Origin of the sequence: Lentzea sp. NBRC 105346 (assembly GCF_030269605.1) — a bacterium.
Classification (GTDB): domain Bacteria; phylum Actinomycetota; class Actinomycetes; order Mycobacteriales; family Pseudonocardiaceae; genus Lentzea.
Genome location: NZ_BSTQ01000021.1, coordinates 1 through 16,332 on the forward strand (window position 1 = coordinate 1; position 16,332 = coordinate 16,332).

Consider the following 16,332-nt stretch of genomic DNA (forward strand, 5'->3'; position numbering starts at 1 on the left):
GTCCATAACACAAATCTACCGCAAGATCACAATTAAACGGCCAACCTTGCAATGGAGACCACTATCGAGTGAAAAATAAAACTACGGAACTCCAGCCACCTCATCCCAGCCACGCCCGCAACCGCACGAAACAACGCAAGTCTGGAACGGATCGGGACCACGACGGCAGCCAACCACCGTCTCGGTACGTTGGCATTTTCGTGCGGGACAGGCGCCCTAGCGCCTGGCCCGCACGAAAATGCCAACGTGTCGCGGCGCAGCCGCGTCCAAAGCCCAACCGAATCAGGCCACCGCGACGATCACTTCCAGTTCGACCGGTGCGCCCATGGGCAGTTCGGCCACCCCGATCGCGGACCGCGCGTGCTTGCCCGCGGCCCCGAACACCTCCTCCAGCAACTCCGACGCCCCGTTGATCACCGCGGGCTGGCCGGTGAACCCGGCGGAGGAGGCGACGAACCCGAGCACCTTGACCACCTCGACGACGGAGTCGATGCCCACCTCCTTGTCGATCACGGCGAGGGCATTGATCGCGCACGCGCGGGCGAGCCCCTGTGCGCGTGCCACGTCGACCTCGTCGCCCACCTTGCCGGTGGTTCGCAGAACTCCTTCCTCATAGGGCATCTGCCCGGAGGTGAAGACCAGGTTGCCCACCTTCTTCGCCGGCACGTACACCGCGGTCGGCGGCACGACCGGTGGCAGCACGATGTCCAGCTCGGCCAGTCGTCGGCTCGCGCTCATTGCTCTCCCTCTCGTTGTCCCGCAACACGTTCCACCCACTCGGCCACCGCGAACATCCGGCGGTCGTCGGCGGCGACCAGCTGCAACCCCACCGGCAGACCCCTGGCCGGCAGCGGCAGGCTCCAGGCCGGATGCCCGGTCACGTTGGCCATCCGGTTGTTGCGCAGCAACAGGTCCCGCACCGACTGCCAGCCGCCGGCGACCTGGGCCTCCGCCGCGAGCAGGGCCGGGGCCGAGATCGGCACCGTCGGCAGGACCACAGCGTCCACAGTGGACAGCACGTGGCCGGTCTCCGCGGTGAGCGTCGCGGCCAGGTCGTGGGCGAGAACGTAGCGCCAGCCGGGCACGTCGGCGGCGGCCTCCAACCGTTCCCGCACATCCGGCTGGTAGTTGAAGGCCTGGGCCGGGAAGGTCGCGGCGTGGACGGCGGCAGCCTCCGGGCGCTGCAGGTCCAGCGAGGCGGTGACGAAGCGCGACCACTCCGGTAGCCGCACCTCGACCAGCTCCGCACCGGCGTCGGTCAGCCTGCCGAGCGCCGCGTCGTAGGCGGCGGCGACCTCGGCCGCCAGGTCCAGCGGTTCGGGGTTGGTCAGCACGCCGAGCCGGGGTGGTGCGGGCGGTTCGGGCGGCCCGGAGCCACCGCCGCCCAAAACCTCGATCGCGTACCGCGCGTCGGCGACCGACCTCGTGAGCACACCGGCGTGGTCGAGGCTGGGCGACAGCGGGAAGATCCCGTCGAGCGGCAGGGTGTGGCGGGCGGGTTTGGCGCCGACGACCCCGCACAGCGCCGCCGGGATGCGCACCGAACCGGCGGTGTCGGTGCCCAGCGCCAGCGGGACGACGCCAGCGGCGACCGCGGCCGCGGAGCCGGAGCTCGAACCGCCGGTGATGCGCGCCGGGTCGCGCGGGTTGCGGCACGGTCCCTCGGCGTTGGACGTACCCGTGCAGCCGTAGGCGAACTCGTGGGTGTGGCTCAGCCCGATGATCACCGCGCCGGCCGCCCGCGCGCGCCACACGATCTCGGCGTCGGCGGTGGCGACCCGGTCGGCGAAGACCCGCGAGCCGCAGCGGTACGGCATACCTGCCACCGGGATGATCTCCTTGACCAGCAACGGCACTCCGGCCAGTGCGCCTTCCCGTTCTCGCGCCACCTTCTCGGCGGCCTGCCGGGCGCGATCGGCGTCCAGGTGGACGACGGCGCCGAGGTTCGCCGTCTCCAGCGCCCGGCACACCGCGACGTACGCGAGCTCGACCGGGTCGAGCCGGCCTTCGCGAACCCCTTGCGCGATCTCGCGAATCGAGTCGTTCATGCCGGAACCACGACGGGGTCTGCCGGGCGGAAGTCGACCTTCGCCCGTGGGTTGACGAACACCATCGCGACCATGCCCACGACGCAGGCGATGCCCGCGCCGACGAACATCGCGCCGTAGCCGTGGTCGGCGACCAGGACGCCGGTCAGCGTCGGCGCCAGGATCGTCGCGATGTTGGCGAAGAAGTGCATGATGCCGCTGAACGTGCCGGCCCGCGCGGCCGCGACGTCGACGACCACGGCCCAGTAGACCGTGTCCGGCAGGAAGTTCAGCGCGTTGCCGACCGCGATCAGCGCCAGCACCGCGGCCGGGCTGTGGACCAGCGGGATGCACAGGAACACCGCGCCGGTCAGGGCCAGGCTGGCCACCGCGAGCCAGGAACGCGCGATCCGCAGGTCGCCCGTGCGCGCGGCGAGCCAGTCCGACAGCCGCCCGCCGAGCAGGACGGTCACGCACGCGCCGATCCACGGCACCATGCCGAGGTACCACAACGAGGACAGCTTGAAGCCGAACTCGTCCTCCAGGTACTTCGGGGTCCAGGTCAGCAGCAGGAAGTTGACGTAGAGGAACGCGAAGAAACCGATGGTGTTCGCGATCAGCGTGCGGCTGCCGAAGAACAGCCGCCACGACTCGCGGCCGAGTGGTTTGCCAGTCGGCATCGCGGTCCCACCGGTGAGCAACTCGCGTTCGGGCGGCCCGACCCGCGGGTTGTCCTGCGGCCGGTCGGTGAACACCCGGATCCACACCACGACCCACAGCAGCCCGAGGCTCCCCAGCAGCACGAACATGACGCGCCAGCTGCCGATGGACAGCAGTGCCACCGCGATCGGCGCGGTGAGCAGCGCGCCCAGCGGGGTGCCGAGCAGGCCGAGGCCGGTGGCGATGCCGCGTTCGCGCGGTGCGGCCCACACCGCCAGCGACCGGTTGATCGTCGCGAACGCAGGACCTTCGGCGAGCCCGAAGAGGACCCGGAACACCGCGAAGCCGAGCAGCGCGGATCCGCCGAGCACGGCGACGCCGAACTGGCCGGCGAACACCATGCCGATCTCCAGCACCGACCAGGCGGTACCCGACACCACCCACATCCACTTCGGACCTCTGGCGTCGGCCAGGGCACCTCCGAAGAGCGCGCCGACCATGTAGCCGTAGCCGAAGTAGCCGAGCACTGCGCCCCACGCGGCCTTGTCCAGGCCGAACTCGGCGGTGATCGGCCCGGACGCGTACGAGATGGCGCCGCGGTCGACGTAGTTGATGATCGCCATCACGGCCATCAGCGCCATGACCGCATACCTGTAGTCGCGCACCGGCACACCTTCCACGGGGTCGGGGTCCTGTCGTGCAATCGATTGCGCGCAATCGATTGCACGGACGATAGGCGGGGTGGCGTTCCGGGTCAAGGCGTTGGGGAGATCCCTATGATGACGGCCGTGGAGAGCTCCGGTCGCCGTCGGGTGACACTCGACGACGTCGCACAACGGGCCGGCGTGCACAAATCGACGGTGTCGCGGGCGTTGCGGTCTGCCAGCTCGGATCCGCGCGTGGCGAGGATCCGCGAGGTGGCCGAGGAGCTGGGCTGGACACCGGACCTGATCGCGGCCGGACTGCGCAACCAGCAGATGCGGTCGATCGGGGTGCTGGTGCCGCGGCTGACCGACGTGGTGCTCGCGACGATCTTCGAAGGCATCGACGACACGCTGTCACAGCAGGGCTGGCAGGCGGTCGTGGTGAGCACCTGGGACGAGCCCGAGGTGCAACGGCGGCGGGCGCGGCTGTTGCTCGGCCACCGGGTCGACGGCCTGATCGTGGCCGATGCGCGTGATGACGAGCCGTACATGGTGGACATCGCCGGCCGCGGTGTGCCGGTGCTGCTGGTCAACCGCTCCTACCCCGGTTTCGTGTCGGTCACCTGTGACGACGAGCTGGGCGGGCGGCTGGCCGCCGAACACCTCGTCGGACTCGGGCATACGCGACTGGGCGTGGTGGCGGGCATGCCGTACGCGGTGAGCCTCTCCAACCGCGTACGCGGATTCCGGGCGGCGGCACGGGAACGCGGCGTCGAGGTGAGCGACGACCTGGTGGTGCCGTCGACGATCTATCCGTCGGCGGGCCGCGAGGCCGGGACCCGGTTGCTGGACCTGCCGGATCCGCCGACCGCGTTCTTCGTCGTCAACGACGCGGCCGCGATCGGTCTGCTGGGCCTGTTGCGGGAGCGGGGACTCACCCCTGGCGTGGACGTGAGTGTGGTGGGGTTCAACGACATTCCGGAGGCGGCCGAGCTGCACGTACCGCTGACGACCGTGCGCAACCCGATGCGGGAGATGGGCGCGCTCGCCGCGAACGAGGCGCTGCGGATGATCAGCGGTCAGCCGGTGACGAGCCGGACCCTGCGTCCCGAGCTGGTGGTGCGGGCGAGTACCGGACCTCGCTGAAGAGGTCTCCGTACTCGGCTACCCGGTCGAGGACCTCGTCGGCGGTGAACACGAGCTCGGCGGCGTCGCGGCAGTCGCGCACCTCGTCCCACGTGAGCGGGGTCGAGACCATCGGCTCGTGACCGCCGCACAGTGAGTAGGGCGCGATGGTCGGGTCGGCGTTCCATTCGATCAGGACCTTGTCGTCGTGGTACGCCTTGGCGTAGGTCTCCCCCGGCGTGCGTGCCCAGATGTGAAGTCCTTGGGAGCCCGAGGTTTTCACGACCGGGACGAGGCCGTCGCCGGTGAGGACGTCGTACAGCCGTTCGGCGGCGCGACAGCAGTCGACGATCGACGCGCCGGGGCCCGGTTCGAGGCCGAGCACGAGCAGGTCGTCATCGATCGTCCATTGTGGAAGATGAAGCTCGACGGTGCCCTGGTTGACGGCCCACACCAGGGCGGGGAGATCGTCGATCAGCGCGTACTCGACGCCGGAGCGGCGCACCGTGCGCAGCCAACCGGGTGCCTCGCCGGGGACCGTGACCGGTCTCCCACGCAGGTGCGGCAGGAGCACGGGTGCGACGCGGCTGTAGTAGTTGATGACCTCGCCCTTGGTGAACCCGTCCGGGTACAGCACTTTGTCCAGATCGGACAGCACGAGGCGGCGTTCGCCGACGCGCACGGTGATCCGGGTCGGTTCGGCCGGCTCCGGCCGGGGTTCGCCGGCCTGTGGGGCGATCACCTCGGCGGGACTCTTGTCGGGACGCAGGCCGCGCCACGACGTGCCGCGCAGCCGTCCGGCGCCGCGGGTGAACTGCCGGAACCGCACCTCACCGACGAGCACGGGCTCGACCCACCGGGCGCGGACGACGTCCTCGCGTGGAGGCGTGGTGGCGAACGGGTGGGTCCGGCGTTCGAGTTTCTCCAGCCGGGCCTGGAGATCGGCGCGGTCGCGTTCGCTGAACCCGGTGCCGACATCGCCGATGTAGACCAGCTCCCCGGTGGCCGGGTCGTGTGCACCGAGCAACATCCCGCCGAGCGTCCCGGTGAAGGACCGCTGGCCCGGCTTCCATCCGCACACAATGACCTCCCGCGTCTGCACGAGCGGGTGTTTGAGCCAGGCGTCGGTCCGTTTCCCCGGCGTGTAGAGCGAGTCGCGGCGTTTGGCGACCAGCCCTTCCAGTCCATCGACGGCCACGCGGCCCAGGAGCTGCTCGGGTGTGGTGCGGTCGGCGGCGAGCTCGTCGAAGGTGAACGCCCGCACCACCGCGACGAGGTACGGGTCGGGCATCGGGAGGCTGGTGAGCAGGCGGCGGCGTTCGTCGTAGGGTTCGCCGAGCAGCATGCGATCGCCGAGCCGGAGCAGGTCGAACGCGAGGTAGCGGACCGGCACGTCCTCGATGGCGCCGCGGTGTTTCTGGTAGCGGCCGCGGCGGGCCTGCAGCAGTTCGAAGTCGATCTGCCCGGCCTCGTTGTAGACGACGATCTCGCCGTCGAGGACCGCGGCGCGCCCGTCGAGCGCCTCGGTGAGGACGCCGGTGACCGTGCGGAACTCGTTGGTGAAGTCGATGCCGTTGCGGCTGGTCAGCACGGTGGTGCCGTCGGGTGCGACGCGCATCGCCGCGCGGAAGCCGTCCAGTTTGTACTCGTACGCCCACGGCGGCCCGGACCGCAGCCGGCCGCCGTCCGGTTTCGCCAGCATGGGTTCGACCCAGGCGGGCACCGGGCCGGGGCGCACCATGGCGACCTCCGTCCTCCCGGTCGGCGTTTCTCAGTGACCAGGAATTCGAAGGTAACCCGAACGGCGTAGTGCTGCTCAGGGCACCGCCGGAGCGCAGTTGTCCCGGACGACCTCCCAGACCTGCTCGGCCGTGGTCAGGGTCAGCGCGTGGTGGGCGATGGCGACGCACGTCGTGTGGTCGAGGCGGCGGATCGTGGCGCGGACCAGGTCCAGGTGCCCTGGCGCCGCGGACAGCACGTCGCAGCCGAGACCGGCCAGCAGTGGCACGACGAGCGGGTGCGCGGCGGCGTCGCCGCACACCGATACGCGCTGGCGGTGCCGATGGGCCGCGGCCACTGTGTCGGCGATGGCGCGCAGCACCGCCGGGTGGGCGGCGAGCTGCGGGGTCAGGGCCGGGCTGCGCCGGTCGAGGCCCAGGATCTGACCCGTGAGGTCGTTGGTACCGATGGACAGGAAGTCGGCGCACGGCGCGATGTCCGTCACCGCGGCCACCGCCTCCGGTAGCTCGATCATCGCGCCCAGCGGTGGTGGGCTCACCCCGAGGTCGAGCGCGACGCGGGTGAGGATGTGCCGGCACGCGTTCAGCTCGGCGGCCGACGCCACCATCGGGATCATGATGCGCAGCACGCAGTCGGCGCCGGTGGTGAGGATGGCGCGGAACTGGCGGGCGAACGCTTCCGGCTCGGCCAGCATGAGCGGCAGTCCCCGGCCTAGCCGGCCACCGCCGGCCAGGAACGGGGGCAGCTTGTCGTCGGCGTAGTCGAGGGTGCGCACGGTGACCGGACGGCCCGCCAGGGCCCGCAGGACCGGGCGCAGAACCGCGCTGTGCTGGGCCTCGGTCGGCCATTCGGTCGCGTCGAGGAACGGCAGTTCCGTGCGCAGCAGGCCCACACCATCGGCGTTCGCGGTGATCGCGGCACGGGCGTCGACGGCCGTGGCGATGTTGGCGCGCAACGTGACCACGTGGCCGTCGGGTGTCTCGGCCGGCAGGTGACGTTCGGCGGCCAGTGCCTCCCGGCGGTGCCGGGCGGCGCTCATCGCCTCGCCGGCGGCGGTCTGCTCGGCGGGGCTCGGGTTGATGACGACCCTGCCGTGCTCACCGTCCACTGTGACCGGTGCGCCGTCGGCGTGCTCCAGCACCTCCGGGTGCACGCCGACGAGCAGCGGGATGCCCAGCGACCGCGCCACGATCGCCGCGTGGGAGTTGAACCCGCCGGTGACCGACACCGCCGCGGCGACGGGAACCGTGGGCTCCAGCAGGTCGGCCGCGCCGATCTCGCCGGCCACCAGGACCACCGGCAGGTCGGCGCCGACGGGCTGCGCGTGCCCGTGCAGGCGGGCGATGACCCGCTTGCCGACCTGGCGGACGTCGGCCGCGCGTTCGGCCAGGGTCGGGTCCGCCAGGGCGGCGAGCGCGGCGGCATGGTGGTCGACCGCGTGTCGCACGGCGAGCGCCAGAGGAAGTCCGCGCTGGGCGTGCTCGACAGCGAGCCGCCGCAGGTCGGTGTCCATCGCGAGATAGCTGATGACCTCGACGATGTCGGCGTCCTCGGCGCGGCCGTCCGCGCGGAGCCGGTCCGAAGTGGACAGCAGGTCGGCGGAGACGGCCTGGAACGCCTCGGTGATCTGGGTGACCGGGTTGCCCAGGACGTTCCACGGCAGTGCGGTGTCCTGGGGCCGGTCGGTGCGGTGCAGCACGCCGACGGCGGTGCCGGGACTCGCGGCGCGGCCGGAGAAGCGGAGTCTGGTCACGGAACGACCACCTCCCCGAGGATCAACGCCGCGGACGTCGCGCGTGCGGTACCAGGGCTCGCGGCGCACCTGGGGAAACAGTGTCTGGTCACGGAACGACCACCTCCCCGAGGATCAACGCCGCGGACGTCGCGCGTGAACAGTGTCTGGTCATCTGCCCGCCACCGCCCCGGCCAGCGCGGCGAAGATCAGCGCGGTGGACGTCGCGCCGGGGTCCTGGTGCCCGATGCTGCGCGGGCCGAGGTAGGAGGCCCGGCCCTTGCGCGCCTGCAGCGGAATCGTGGAGTGCGCGCCCTCGTCCGCGGCCTTGGCGGCGTCCGCGGCCGCCGACGCGAGATCGGCTCCGTGGAACAGCGCCTCCTCGAACGCGGACACGGCCGGCGCGAGCGCGTCGAGCATCGTCTTGTCACCGAGGGTGGCGGCGCCGAGCTGCGTGACGGCGGCGGTCGCCGCGTGCAGTGCCTCGACCAGTTCGCGCGGAGTCACCGTCGCGTCGGTGAGCGTCTTTCCCGCGGCCCGGAAAGCAGCCCCGTACAAGGGACCCGACGCACCGCCCACAGTGGACATGAGCGTCGAGCCGGTCTTGGTCAGCACCTCGCCGACCGTGCCCGCCTGAAAGTCCTCGAGCGCGGCGAGCACGGCGGTGAAGCCGCGGGACATGTTGGCGCCGTGGTCGGCGTCGCCGATCGCGGCGTCCAACTGGGTCAGCTGGTCGCGGTGCTCCTCGACCGCCGAGGCGACGGCCCGGATCCACGCACTGGCCATGGCGACGTCCACCGAATCCTCCTCGATGCGGATGACAATGCCGCCATCGTGCCCCGCGAACTGGTGGTGCGCCATCAGGTCCCCCACCGCAGGGCCGGCGTCGCCACGGGTGCAGCCCACAGCTCGAGCATCTCCTCGTCGGCGCGGCAGACGGTGATCGACACACCGGCCATGTCGAGGCTGGTGACGTAGTCGCCGACCAGGCTCGCCGCGATGGGCACGCCCTGGCCCGCGAGCACCGCGGCCACCTCGCCCGCCACCACGTACAGCTCGATCAGCGGCGTGCCGCCGAGACCGTTGACGAGCACGATCGCCTTGTCCCCCGCCGCCATCGGCTGGTCCCGCAGGATCGCGTCCATCGCGATGCCCACGAGGTCCTTGGCGGGCTGGAGCTTCCCGCGGCTGCGGCCGGGTTCACCGTGGATGCCCACACCGATCTCGATCTCGTCCTCGGGCAGGTCGAAACCGGGCCTGCCCGCGGACGGTGTCGTACAGGCGGTGAGCGCGATGGCGAACGACCGGGACGCGGCGTTGACCTTCTCCGCCATCTCGGCGACCTTGTTCAGATCCGCGCCCCGGTCCGCGAGCGCGCCCGCGATCTTCTCGACGAACAGGGTGGCGCCGGTGCCGCGCCGGCCCGCCGTCCACGTGGAGTCCTGCACCGCAACGTCGTCGTCGACCAGCACGGTGCGCACCGTGACGCCCTCGTCGGCGGCCAGCTCGGCCGCGAGCTGGAAGTTCATCACGTCACCGGTGTAGTTCTTGACCACGAACAACACCCCGGCGCCGCCGTCGACGGCCTTGGCCGCGGCGAGGACCTGGTCGGGCACCGGGGAGGTGAAGACCTCACCGGGGCAGGCGGCGTCGAGCATGCCGGGGCCGACGAACCCGCCGTGCAGCGGCTCGTGGCCCGAGCCGCCGCCGGACACCAGCGCGACCTTGCCCGCTTTGGGCGCGTCCGCGCGCACGATGAGGCGGTGGTCGAAGTCGACCCGCAGTTCCGGGTGGACGGCGGCGATTCCGGTGAGCGCGTCGGTCAGCACCGACTCCGGCGTGTTGATCAGCTTCTTCACGACAGGGCTCCTTCGACCTGCTGGGGCGCTTCCGAGACGGCACGCCGGGTGGTGGCGACGAGGTGGTACACGGCGGCCGCGGCGAGCCCGCCTGCGATCTCCGCGATCACGTAGACGGAGAACTGTTCCCAGTGGACGGTCCCGCCGAACAGCTGCCCGGTGAACATCGGGCCGAACGTGCGGGCCGGGTTGATGGACGCACCGGTCGCCGGGGCGATCGGGATGATGATCGCGAACACCGCGAGCCCGATGGCGAGGCCGGCGAACCCCTGCGGCGCGCGCTTGTCGATCGCACCGAACACCACCAGCACGAGCAGGAAGGTGCCGATCGCCTCGGCGGTGAACGCCTGCCCCATGCCCACACTCGGGGTGTAGGCGGCGATGCCGAGTCCGACGTCGACCGCCTTGTGGCCCAGTACGGCGACGATGGCGCCCGCGCCGACCGCCGCGCCCACGAGCTGGGCGGCGACATAACCGGGAACCTGCCGCCACGGCATCCGGCCGGTCGCGGCCAGCGCCAGCGTGACCGCCGGGTTGATCTGGCAGCCGGACACGTGACCGATGGTGTGCACCATCGCGATGACCGCGGTGGCGAAGGCCAGCGAGATCATGCCCAGCTGGGCCATGGTGAACGGCGCGTCGCCGCCCACGATCAGCGTCGCGGGGACCGACCCGACGCCGATGAAGACCAGGATCGCCGTGCCGAGCGCCTCGGCGAACAGAGCCTGCGGGAAAGTGTTTTCAGCCATGCGGGACGCCCGCAACAGTGCGGGCGCTCACCTCCTCGGCGGGAGAGGGACGACCACCGGACAGTCTTGCTGAACGGCGTTCGTTATTACCGAACGAGAGGAAGGTAAGCGTGGCCCAGGTCACTGTCAAGAGGCGTTCAGAGGTCAGGTGAGGGCGCGGGCGAGCGGAGCGCGACCGGCGCCCAGCTCACGGGACAACTGACGCGCGACCTCCCGCACGTTCACGGCCATGTCCTGGCTCTGATCAGCGGCGATCAGCCGCTCCACCGGGCCGATGACGCCGATCGCACCGGCCAGGCCCGACCGGTCGAACACCGGCGCGGCGATCCCGGCGTCGCCCAGCGTGGACTCCTGGTCCTCCTGGGCATAGCCGGCCGAACGCACCTGGTCGAGCTGGGCCGCCAGCGCCGCCGGATCGGTGACACTGTGCCCGGTCAGCGGCGTGAGCGGGCCGGCGAGCAGCTCCGCCTGCTGCTCGTCGGGCAGGAAGGCCACGATCGCCTTGCCCAGCGCGCACGTGTGCCACGGGATGCTCGCCCCGACCTCGAGGATCTGCACCGCACCCTCCGGCCGGAACGCGTGGTGCACCACCAGCACGTGATCCCCGGTCAGCACCGCGACCCAGACCGCCTCGTTGGCCCTGGTGGCGAGCAGGTCTGCCCAGGTCAGCGACCGCATCCGCAGTTCGTGGGTCTCCAGGAAGGCGTTGCCGAGCGTCAGCACGCCGGGCCCGAGCACGTACTTGCCGGTCTGCCGGTCCTGCGCGACCAGCCCCTCGACCTCCAGCGTGCGCAGCAGCGCGTGCACCGTGGGCTTGGCGATCCCGATCCGGTCCGCCAGTTCGGCCAGGCCGAGCCGCGGTCCTCCCGCGCTCAGCAGCCGCAGGATCTGCACCGCCCGCTGCACCGACTGGACCACGGCTACCTCAATTCAGTATTGCTGAATGGTGTTCAGCATGACAGCATCCCGTTCATGCAACCAGTGGGGATCGTACTCGTGTCGCACAGTGCCGAGCTGGCATCCGGGCTGCGCATGTTGCTCGGCCAGCTCGGCGTCGCCCCGGAGTCGGTCATCGCGGCGGGCGGCACCGCCGACGGACGGATCGGCACCAGCTACGACGCCATCGCCGCCGCGATCAAGCACGCCGACCAGGGCAGCGGCGTGGTCGTCCTGCCCGACCTGGGCAGCTCGGTCATCACCGCCCGCGCGGTGCTGGAGGACCACGGCCACGCGGGCGTGATCCTCGTGGACGCCCCCTTCGTCGAGGGCGCGGTCGCCGCCGCCGTGACCGCCGCGACCGGCGCAGATCTCACCACGGTCACCACCGCCGCACAGGAGGCCCGCCATGCCACCAAGTTCTGACCCGACCCTCGACATCGTGCTTCCCGCGCACCTGCACGCCCGGCCCGCGGGCCGGCTCGCCAGGGCCGCCGCCGAACTGGGCTGCCGGCTGGAGATCACGCACGACGGCCGGACCGTCGACGCGACCGGCATCCTCGGCATCCTGGGCCTCGGCGCCACCGCCGGCGCCACCGTCACGATCCGCGCCACCGGCGACGGCGCCCAGCAGGCCGTCGACGACATCGCACAACTGCTGCGCTCCATCGACTGAAACCGGGCACGATGGAAACGTGACCGACTACGACGCCGGCGTGGCGTTGCTGCGCAGGCTGGGCGCGACCGACCGGCCAGCCGTCCTGGACCTGTTCGCCGCCGTGGGAGCCGAGGACTTCGGCGCCGAGGCCGTGGCGTTCGTCTATGGCGGCGTGTACCAGCGCCCGCAGCTGTCGTTGCGGCGACGCCAGCTGGTCACCGTCGCCGTGCTGGCCACCCTCGGCTACGCACAGGCGCAGCTGGACTTCCATCGCGCGGCCGCCCTCGAAGTCGGCTGCACGCAAGAGGAGATCGACGCCGCGGAATCCAGTATGGACGATCCGCTGCTGCGGCTCGCCGTGCTCATCGCACGCGGCGGGCTGGCGCCGGAGCTGGTGGAAGTGGCCCGGCGCCTCGATCGCCAGGAGGCGGTGGAGGTCATCCTGCACACCGCGATCTACGCCGGGTTCCCCGCGGCGCTCAACGCACTGACCATGCTGGCCCGTGCGGACTAGTCAGAGCTCCAGCACGAACTCCGCGCAGCACGCGCGGTCACAGGGCCACGCGTCACCGCACTCGGCGCACCGGCCGGTGGCGGGAACGTGGGCCTCGAGCACGGCGACGGCGCGTTCGCGGTAGCGCTCCAGGCTCGTCCCCCACTCCTCACGAGGTGAAGCGGTACTGGTCATGGTCATCAATCCTTGGGCCGCATGAACTGTCAGCATCAAGAGTGCACCCGCGGGACCACGGATGTCCCCAGAAAGCCGGAAATTGTCCAGACCGGGACAGCGGGCTATGACCGTTTCCTGTATCGGTCCAGCGCCCGATCGACCAGGGCACCAGCGGCGCCCAGGTAGCGGGCCGGGTCGAGCAGATCGTCCAGGGGCAACGGCACGTCGACGTGCTCCGCGAGCACCTCACGCAGCGGCTTTCCCGTCCGCGCCGCCTCGGCCGTCACCGCACCGAGCAGCTTCTTCGCGTTCGCCTTGCCCAGCACCGGGGCGAGCGCGACGTTGAGCCGTTCGCTCACGATCGCCCCCTGCCCCATGTCCACATTGGACGCCATGCGTGCCGGGTAAACCTCGAGCCCCTCGGCCAGCTCCGCCGCGGTGTGCGCGGCGCCGCCGACCAGCCGCAACGCCTCGCGCAACGGCTGCCACTCGGCGTGCCACGCCCCCGCCGGCCGCTCGTCCTCGGCGACCATGCTCTGCGCCAGCACGCTGGTCAGCGCCGGCACCTGCCGCGCGGCGGTCAGGATCAGCGTCGCCAGCACCGGGTTGCGCTTCTGCGGCATCGCCGAGGAGGCACCCCGGCCCTCGGCCGCGGGCTCGGCCACCTCGCCGATCTCGGTGCGGGACAGCACCTGCACGTCCACGGCCAGCTTGCCCAGCGCCCCGGACACGAACTGCAGCACCGCGGCCACGTCCACGATCGGCGTGCGCAGCGTGTGCCACGGCAGCACCGGCACCGCGAGCCCCAGCTCCCCGGCGAACGGCTCCAGCAGCGGCAGCCCACCGTCGAGCCCTTCGAGGGCCCCGTACTCGGCGTAGGCGGCCATGGTGCCGGCCGCACCGCCCAGGCAGGCGGGCAGGACAAGGGCGTCGATCCGGTCCAGCGCGTCCAGCACCAGCTGCAGCCACCCGGCCGCCTTGAGGCCGAACGTGGTGGGCACGGCGTGCTGGGTGAGCGTCCGGCCGGCCACGACGGTGTCGCGGTGCTCGGACGCCAGCGTCGCCAGAGCGTCGGCGACCCGGTGCAGGTCGCCCGTGACCAGGCTCAGCGCGCGGGACACCACGAGCATCGTGGCCGTGTCCAGGATGTCCTGGCTGGTCGAGCCGCGATGCACGTATTCCGCGGCCTCGGGCGGGAGCAACGCGGTGAGCGCCGGCACGAACGCCACCACGGGGTTCGCCGCGGCGCGCGACCGGTGGGCCAGGTCGACGAGGTCGAGCCGCGCGGGGTCGACGGCGGAGATCGCCTCGGCGGCCGCGGCCGGGATCACGCCGAGGCGGGCCTGTGCCCTGGCCAGGGCGCCCTCGACGTCGACCATCGCCCGCAGCCACGCCCGGTCGTCGACCTCGCGTTCGACCGGGGTGCCGGCCCAGGTCGGGGCCAGTATCCCGGAATCGATCTCCGCCACCGCGCTCCTCCTCATCCCACCGGAATCGACCTCAGCCACGCCCGCTCACCGGCCTCACCCTCGACCGGCCAACCGGCCCAGGCAGGTGGCGAGCAATCCCGAACCGATATCCGCCACCGCGTTCCGCCACATTCAGCCAGAACCGACCGCAGCCACGCCCGCTCACCCTCGACCGGCGAAGCGGTCCAGGCAGGGGCGGAGTGACCCGGACTCCACCAGCCCATAGTCGGCCAGCGCAGCGTCGATATCCGCCACCCGCGCCCCCTCATCCCGCCAGGCTCGCCAGATCCGGCACCGCGCACCGCAGCACCGCACGGGCGATCGCGTCGGAGTCCTCCAGGGTCACGGACCCCACCCCCGGCCGAATCCCCGCCGCCGTAACCCAATGTACGTATTCCGTAGGCACGCCGTAGGCGAAGCGGTTCGGGTGCACCCGTCCGGCGGCGTCGATCATCCGGTACGGCCGCTCCGTCACCGCCAGCCCGCCGCTGTCGAACGGGTCCGCGCCCTCATCAGGAATGCGATAGGTGCTGCACTGCCCGGTGGCCAGCAGGTACCGCAGCAGCGGGTTCGTGCTGCGGGACAGGTCGATGTCCGGAATACGCGCCTCGATCAGCGTCGTCACCGACACCGGCGGGGCGGGCACCGACGCGGCGTCCACCTGGAACGCGGCGTCGCCGGTCCGCACCCGCATACCGGGCCCGACCACCCGCAGCACCCCGGCCTCGAGCAACGCCACCATCTCCTCGATGCGGCGCAGCGGCGGCCCAATGGACAGGAACGCGTTGAGCGGCGTGTACCAGCGCGCCAGCTCGTCGCGGTAGGACGCACCGGTGATGCCACCATGGTCCACCGCGAGCCGGATCTCGTTGCGCAGATCCCGCAACACGTCCAGGGCCGCCTTCAGCGGACTGTCCACATTGCCCAATCGGGCCTCCTGCGCGTCGTTGCGCAGGTACTCGAGCAGCCACCGGTGGAAGTCGGCATGATCGGCGAAATGCATGTCGCCGTGGGGCTTCGCGACACGCGACCAGTCCCAGAGCTCCGTGACGCCGTACTCGGCGAGCAGGTCGCGGTCGTCGCGGCCGGCGTGCAGCAACATCCGGTGCCGCCGGGCGAAGTCCGGCCGGCCCACCAGGGTCTCGTAGTAGACCGAGCGGACCTCCTTGTCCACCAACGGCCAGATGTCGCGCATGAACCGGATCCCGCCGCGCGCCCGCAGCCGCTCCACCACCTCGGGGGTCAGGAACCGCGGGTGGTGCCGACCGGCGGCGCCCTTCTGGTTCTCACCACGGGCGTGGTGCGGCACACCGCGCCGCGAGCCCGCGAACAGCACGGGTTCGCGGCCGCTCGGGTGGTACACCAGGCCTGACGGTCCCGGTGTGAACCGGCCGCCGCGGCCCTCGGTGAGCAGCGCGAGGTAGTCGAAGAAGTTCAACCCCATGCCGCGCAACGCCACGCGCTCCCCCGGTTCGATCCGGGACAGGTCCACGTCAGCTGGGTTGCTCGGCGGCAGGTAGCGCAGCCCGTGCCGGTCGGCGAAGTCGCGCAGCCCGCGCTCCTGCTCGGTCAGCACGACCGGGCCGTGGCCGAGCGCGAGCACGACCGCGTCGAGATCGTCCACTGTGGACCCACTGCGCAGGGTGACCGACTGGCGCCCGTCGGGCTGGTCGGTCAGCGTGACCGCGGTGCCCTGGTGCACCACGACCTTCACGTCGTCCTGTGCGACGAGCCGGGCGAACACCCATTCCAGGTAGCGCCCGTACATCGCGCGGGTCGGGTACTCGTCCGGCCCGAGCTCGGGGTAGGCCCACTCGTACAGGCTCGGGCCGGTGACGATCGGGCCCTCGCAGTCCACGCTGTCGTCGGTGAACAGGCTCACCTGCGAGGCGACCGTGTTCATCAGCAGGTGCCCGGACTGGTCGGTGCGCCACACCGATCCGGCGCCGGGCGGGTACGGGTCGATCAGGTGCACCTCGACCCCGGGTTCGGAGCGGTTGGCGCAGATCCGTTCCAGAACGGAGGTTCCGCGCGGTCCCGCGCCGATGATGCAGATCCGCATG

At 71.5% G+C, this 16,332-nt stretch carries 16 protein-coding genes; 4 read left to right on the top strand and 12 right to left on the bottom strand.

Annotation, left to right across the window (positions count from 1 at the left end; genetic code table 11):
* Positions 1–282 precede the first annotated feature (282 nt).
* Genes QSK35_RS35640 through QSK35_RS35650 form a run of 3 tightly spaced genes read right to left on the bottom strand, consistent with a single transcriptional unit; the run spans position 283 to position 3,352 of the window.
* Positions 283–738: a RidA family protein gene (locus tag QSK35_RS35640; protein ID WP_285752111.1), complete on the bottom strand. Its 456-nt coding sequence runs from the start codon at positions 736–738 to the stop codon at positions 283–285.
* Positions 735–2,048 carry an amidase gene (locus tag QSK35_RS35645; protein ID WP_285752112.1) on the bottom strand — a complete coding sequence of 438 codons (1,314 nt, stop codon included), beginning with the start codon at positions 2,046–2,048 and terminating at the stop codon, positions 735–737. Before QSK35_RS35645 ends, QSK35_RS35640 begins: the two co-directional genes overlap by 4 nt.
* Complete coding sequence (locus tag QSK35_RS35650; protein WP_285752113.1) at positions 2,045–3,352, bottom strand: MFS transporter; 1,308 nt, start codon at positions 3,350–3,352, stop codon at positions 2,045–2,047. The genes QSK35_RS35645 and QSK35_RS35650 overlap by 4 nt, the downstream gene beginning before the upstream one ends.
* A gap of 123 nt (positions 3,353–3,475) precedes the next feature.
* On the opposite strand from QSK35_RS35650, the gene QSK35_RS35655 reads away from it, so the two are divergent.
* Positions 3,476–4,477, top strand: a complete 1,002-nt coding sequence (locus QSK35_RS35655; RefSeq protein WP_285752114.1) for a LacI family DNA-binding transcriptional regulator — start codon at positions 3,476–3,478, stop codon at positions 4,475–4,477.
* Here QSK35_RS35655 and ligD read toward each other — a convergent pair.
* From ligD to QSK35_RS35685, 6 genes are all read right to left on the bottom strand, one after another.
* The gene (ligD, locus tag QSK35_RS35660) at positions 4,404–6,197 is read right to left on the bottom strand and encodes a non-homologous end-joining DNA ligase LigD (protein WP_285752115.1); all 1,794 of its coding nucleotides are present in this window, start codon (positions 6,195–6,197) and stop codon (positions 4,404–4,406) included. The two genes, QSK35_RS35655 and ligD, sit on opposite strands and share 74 nt — an antisense overlap.
* 75 nt (positions 6,198–6,272) lie before the next feature.
* Positions 6,273–7,949, bottom strand: coding sequence for a putative PEP-binding protein (locus tag QSK35_RS35665; RefSeq protein ID WP_285752116.1), 1,677 nt, complete (start codon positions 7,947–7,949; stop codon positions 6,273–6,275).
* Between the two features lie 150 nt (positions 7,950–8,099).
* Positions 8,100–8,789: a dihydroxyacetone kinase subunit DhaL gene (gene dhaL / locus QSK35_RS35670; RefSeq protein ID WP_285752117.1), complete on the bottom strand. Its 690-nt coding sequence runs from the start codon at positions 8,787–8,789 to the stop codon at positions 8,100–8,102.
* Complete coding sequence (gene dhaK, locus QSK35_RS35675) at positions 8,789–9,787, bottom strand: dihydroxyacetone kinase subunit DhaK (protein ID WP_285752118.1); 999 nt, start codon at positions 9,785–9,787, stop codon at positions 8,789–8,791. The genes dhaL and dhaK overlap by 1 nt, the downstream gene beginning before the upstream one ends.
* Complete coding sequence (locus QSK35_RS35680) at positions 9,784–10,536, bottom strand: MIP/aquaporin family protein (protein ID WP_285752119.1); 753 nt, start codon at positions 10,534–10,536, stop codon at positions 9,784–9,786. Before QSK35_RS35680 ends, dhaK begins: the two co-directional genes overlap by 4 nt.
* Before the next feature lie 144 nt (positions 10,537–10,680).
* Entirely contained in the window at positions 10,681–11,454 is a 774-nt protein-coding gene (locus QSK35_RS35685; protein WP_285752120.1) for an IclR family transcriptional regulator, read from the bottom strand.
* Between the two features lie 54 nt (positions 11,455–11,508).
* On the opposite strand from QSK35_RS35685, the gene dhaM reads away from it, so the two are divergent.
* Genes dhaM through QSK35_RS35700 form a run of 3 tightly spaced genes read left to right on the top strand, consistent with a single transcriptional unit; the run spans position 11,509 to position 12,644 of the window.
* Positions 11,509–11,898: a dihydroxyacetone kinase phosphoryl donor subunit DhaM gene (gene dhaM / locus QSK35_RS35690; protein ID WP_285752121.1), complete on the top strand. Its 390-nt coding sequence runs from the start codon at positions 11,509–11,511 to the stop codon at positions 11,896–11,898.
* Complete coding sequence (locus QSK35_RS35695) at positions 11,882–12,148, top strand: HPr family phosphocarrier protein (RefSeq protein WP_285752122.1); 267 nt, start codon at positions 11,882–11,884, stop codon at positions 12,146–12,148. The genes dhaM and QSK35_RS35695 overlap by 17 nt, the downstream gene beginning before the upstream one ends.
* A gap of 19 nt (positions 12,149–12,167) precedes the next feature.
* Positions 12,168–12,644 (top strand): carboxymuconolactone decarboxylase family protein, encoded by a 477-nt coding sequence (locus tag QSK35_RS35700; protein WP_285752123.1) that lies wholly within the window; start codon positions 12,168–12,170, stop codon positions 12,642–12,644.
* On the opposite strand, the gene QSK35_RS35705 is transcribed toward QSK35_RS35700, so the two are convergent.
* From QSK35_RS35705 to QSK35_RS35715, 3 genes are all read right to left on the bottom strand, one after another.
* A complete protein-coding gene (locus QSK35_RS35705) occupies positions 12,645–12,818 on the bottom strand; it encodes a hypothetical protein (RefSeq protein WP_285752124.1) in 174 nt (57 codons plus the stop codon).
* Between the two features lie 104 nt (positions 12,819–12,922).
* Positions 12,923–14,284, bottom strand: a complete 1,362-nt coding sequence (pcaB, locus tag QSK35_RS35710) for a 3-carboxy-cis,cis-muconate cycloisomerase (RefSeq protein ID WP_502881766.1) — start codon at positions 14,282–14,284, stop codon at positions 12,923–12,925.
* A gap of 250 nt (positions 14,285–14,534) precedes the next feature.
* Positions 14,535–16,331 carry an FAD/NAD(P)-binding protein gene (locus QSK35_RS35715; RefSeq protein WP_285752126.1) on the bottom strand — a complete coding sequence of 599 codons (1,797 nt, stop codon included), beginning with the start codon at positions 16,329–16,331 and terminating at the stop codon, positions 14,535–14,537.
* Between the last annotated feature and the right edge of the window lies 1 nt (position 16,332).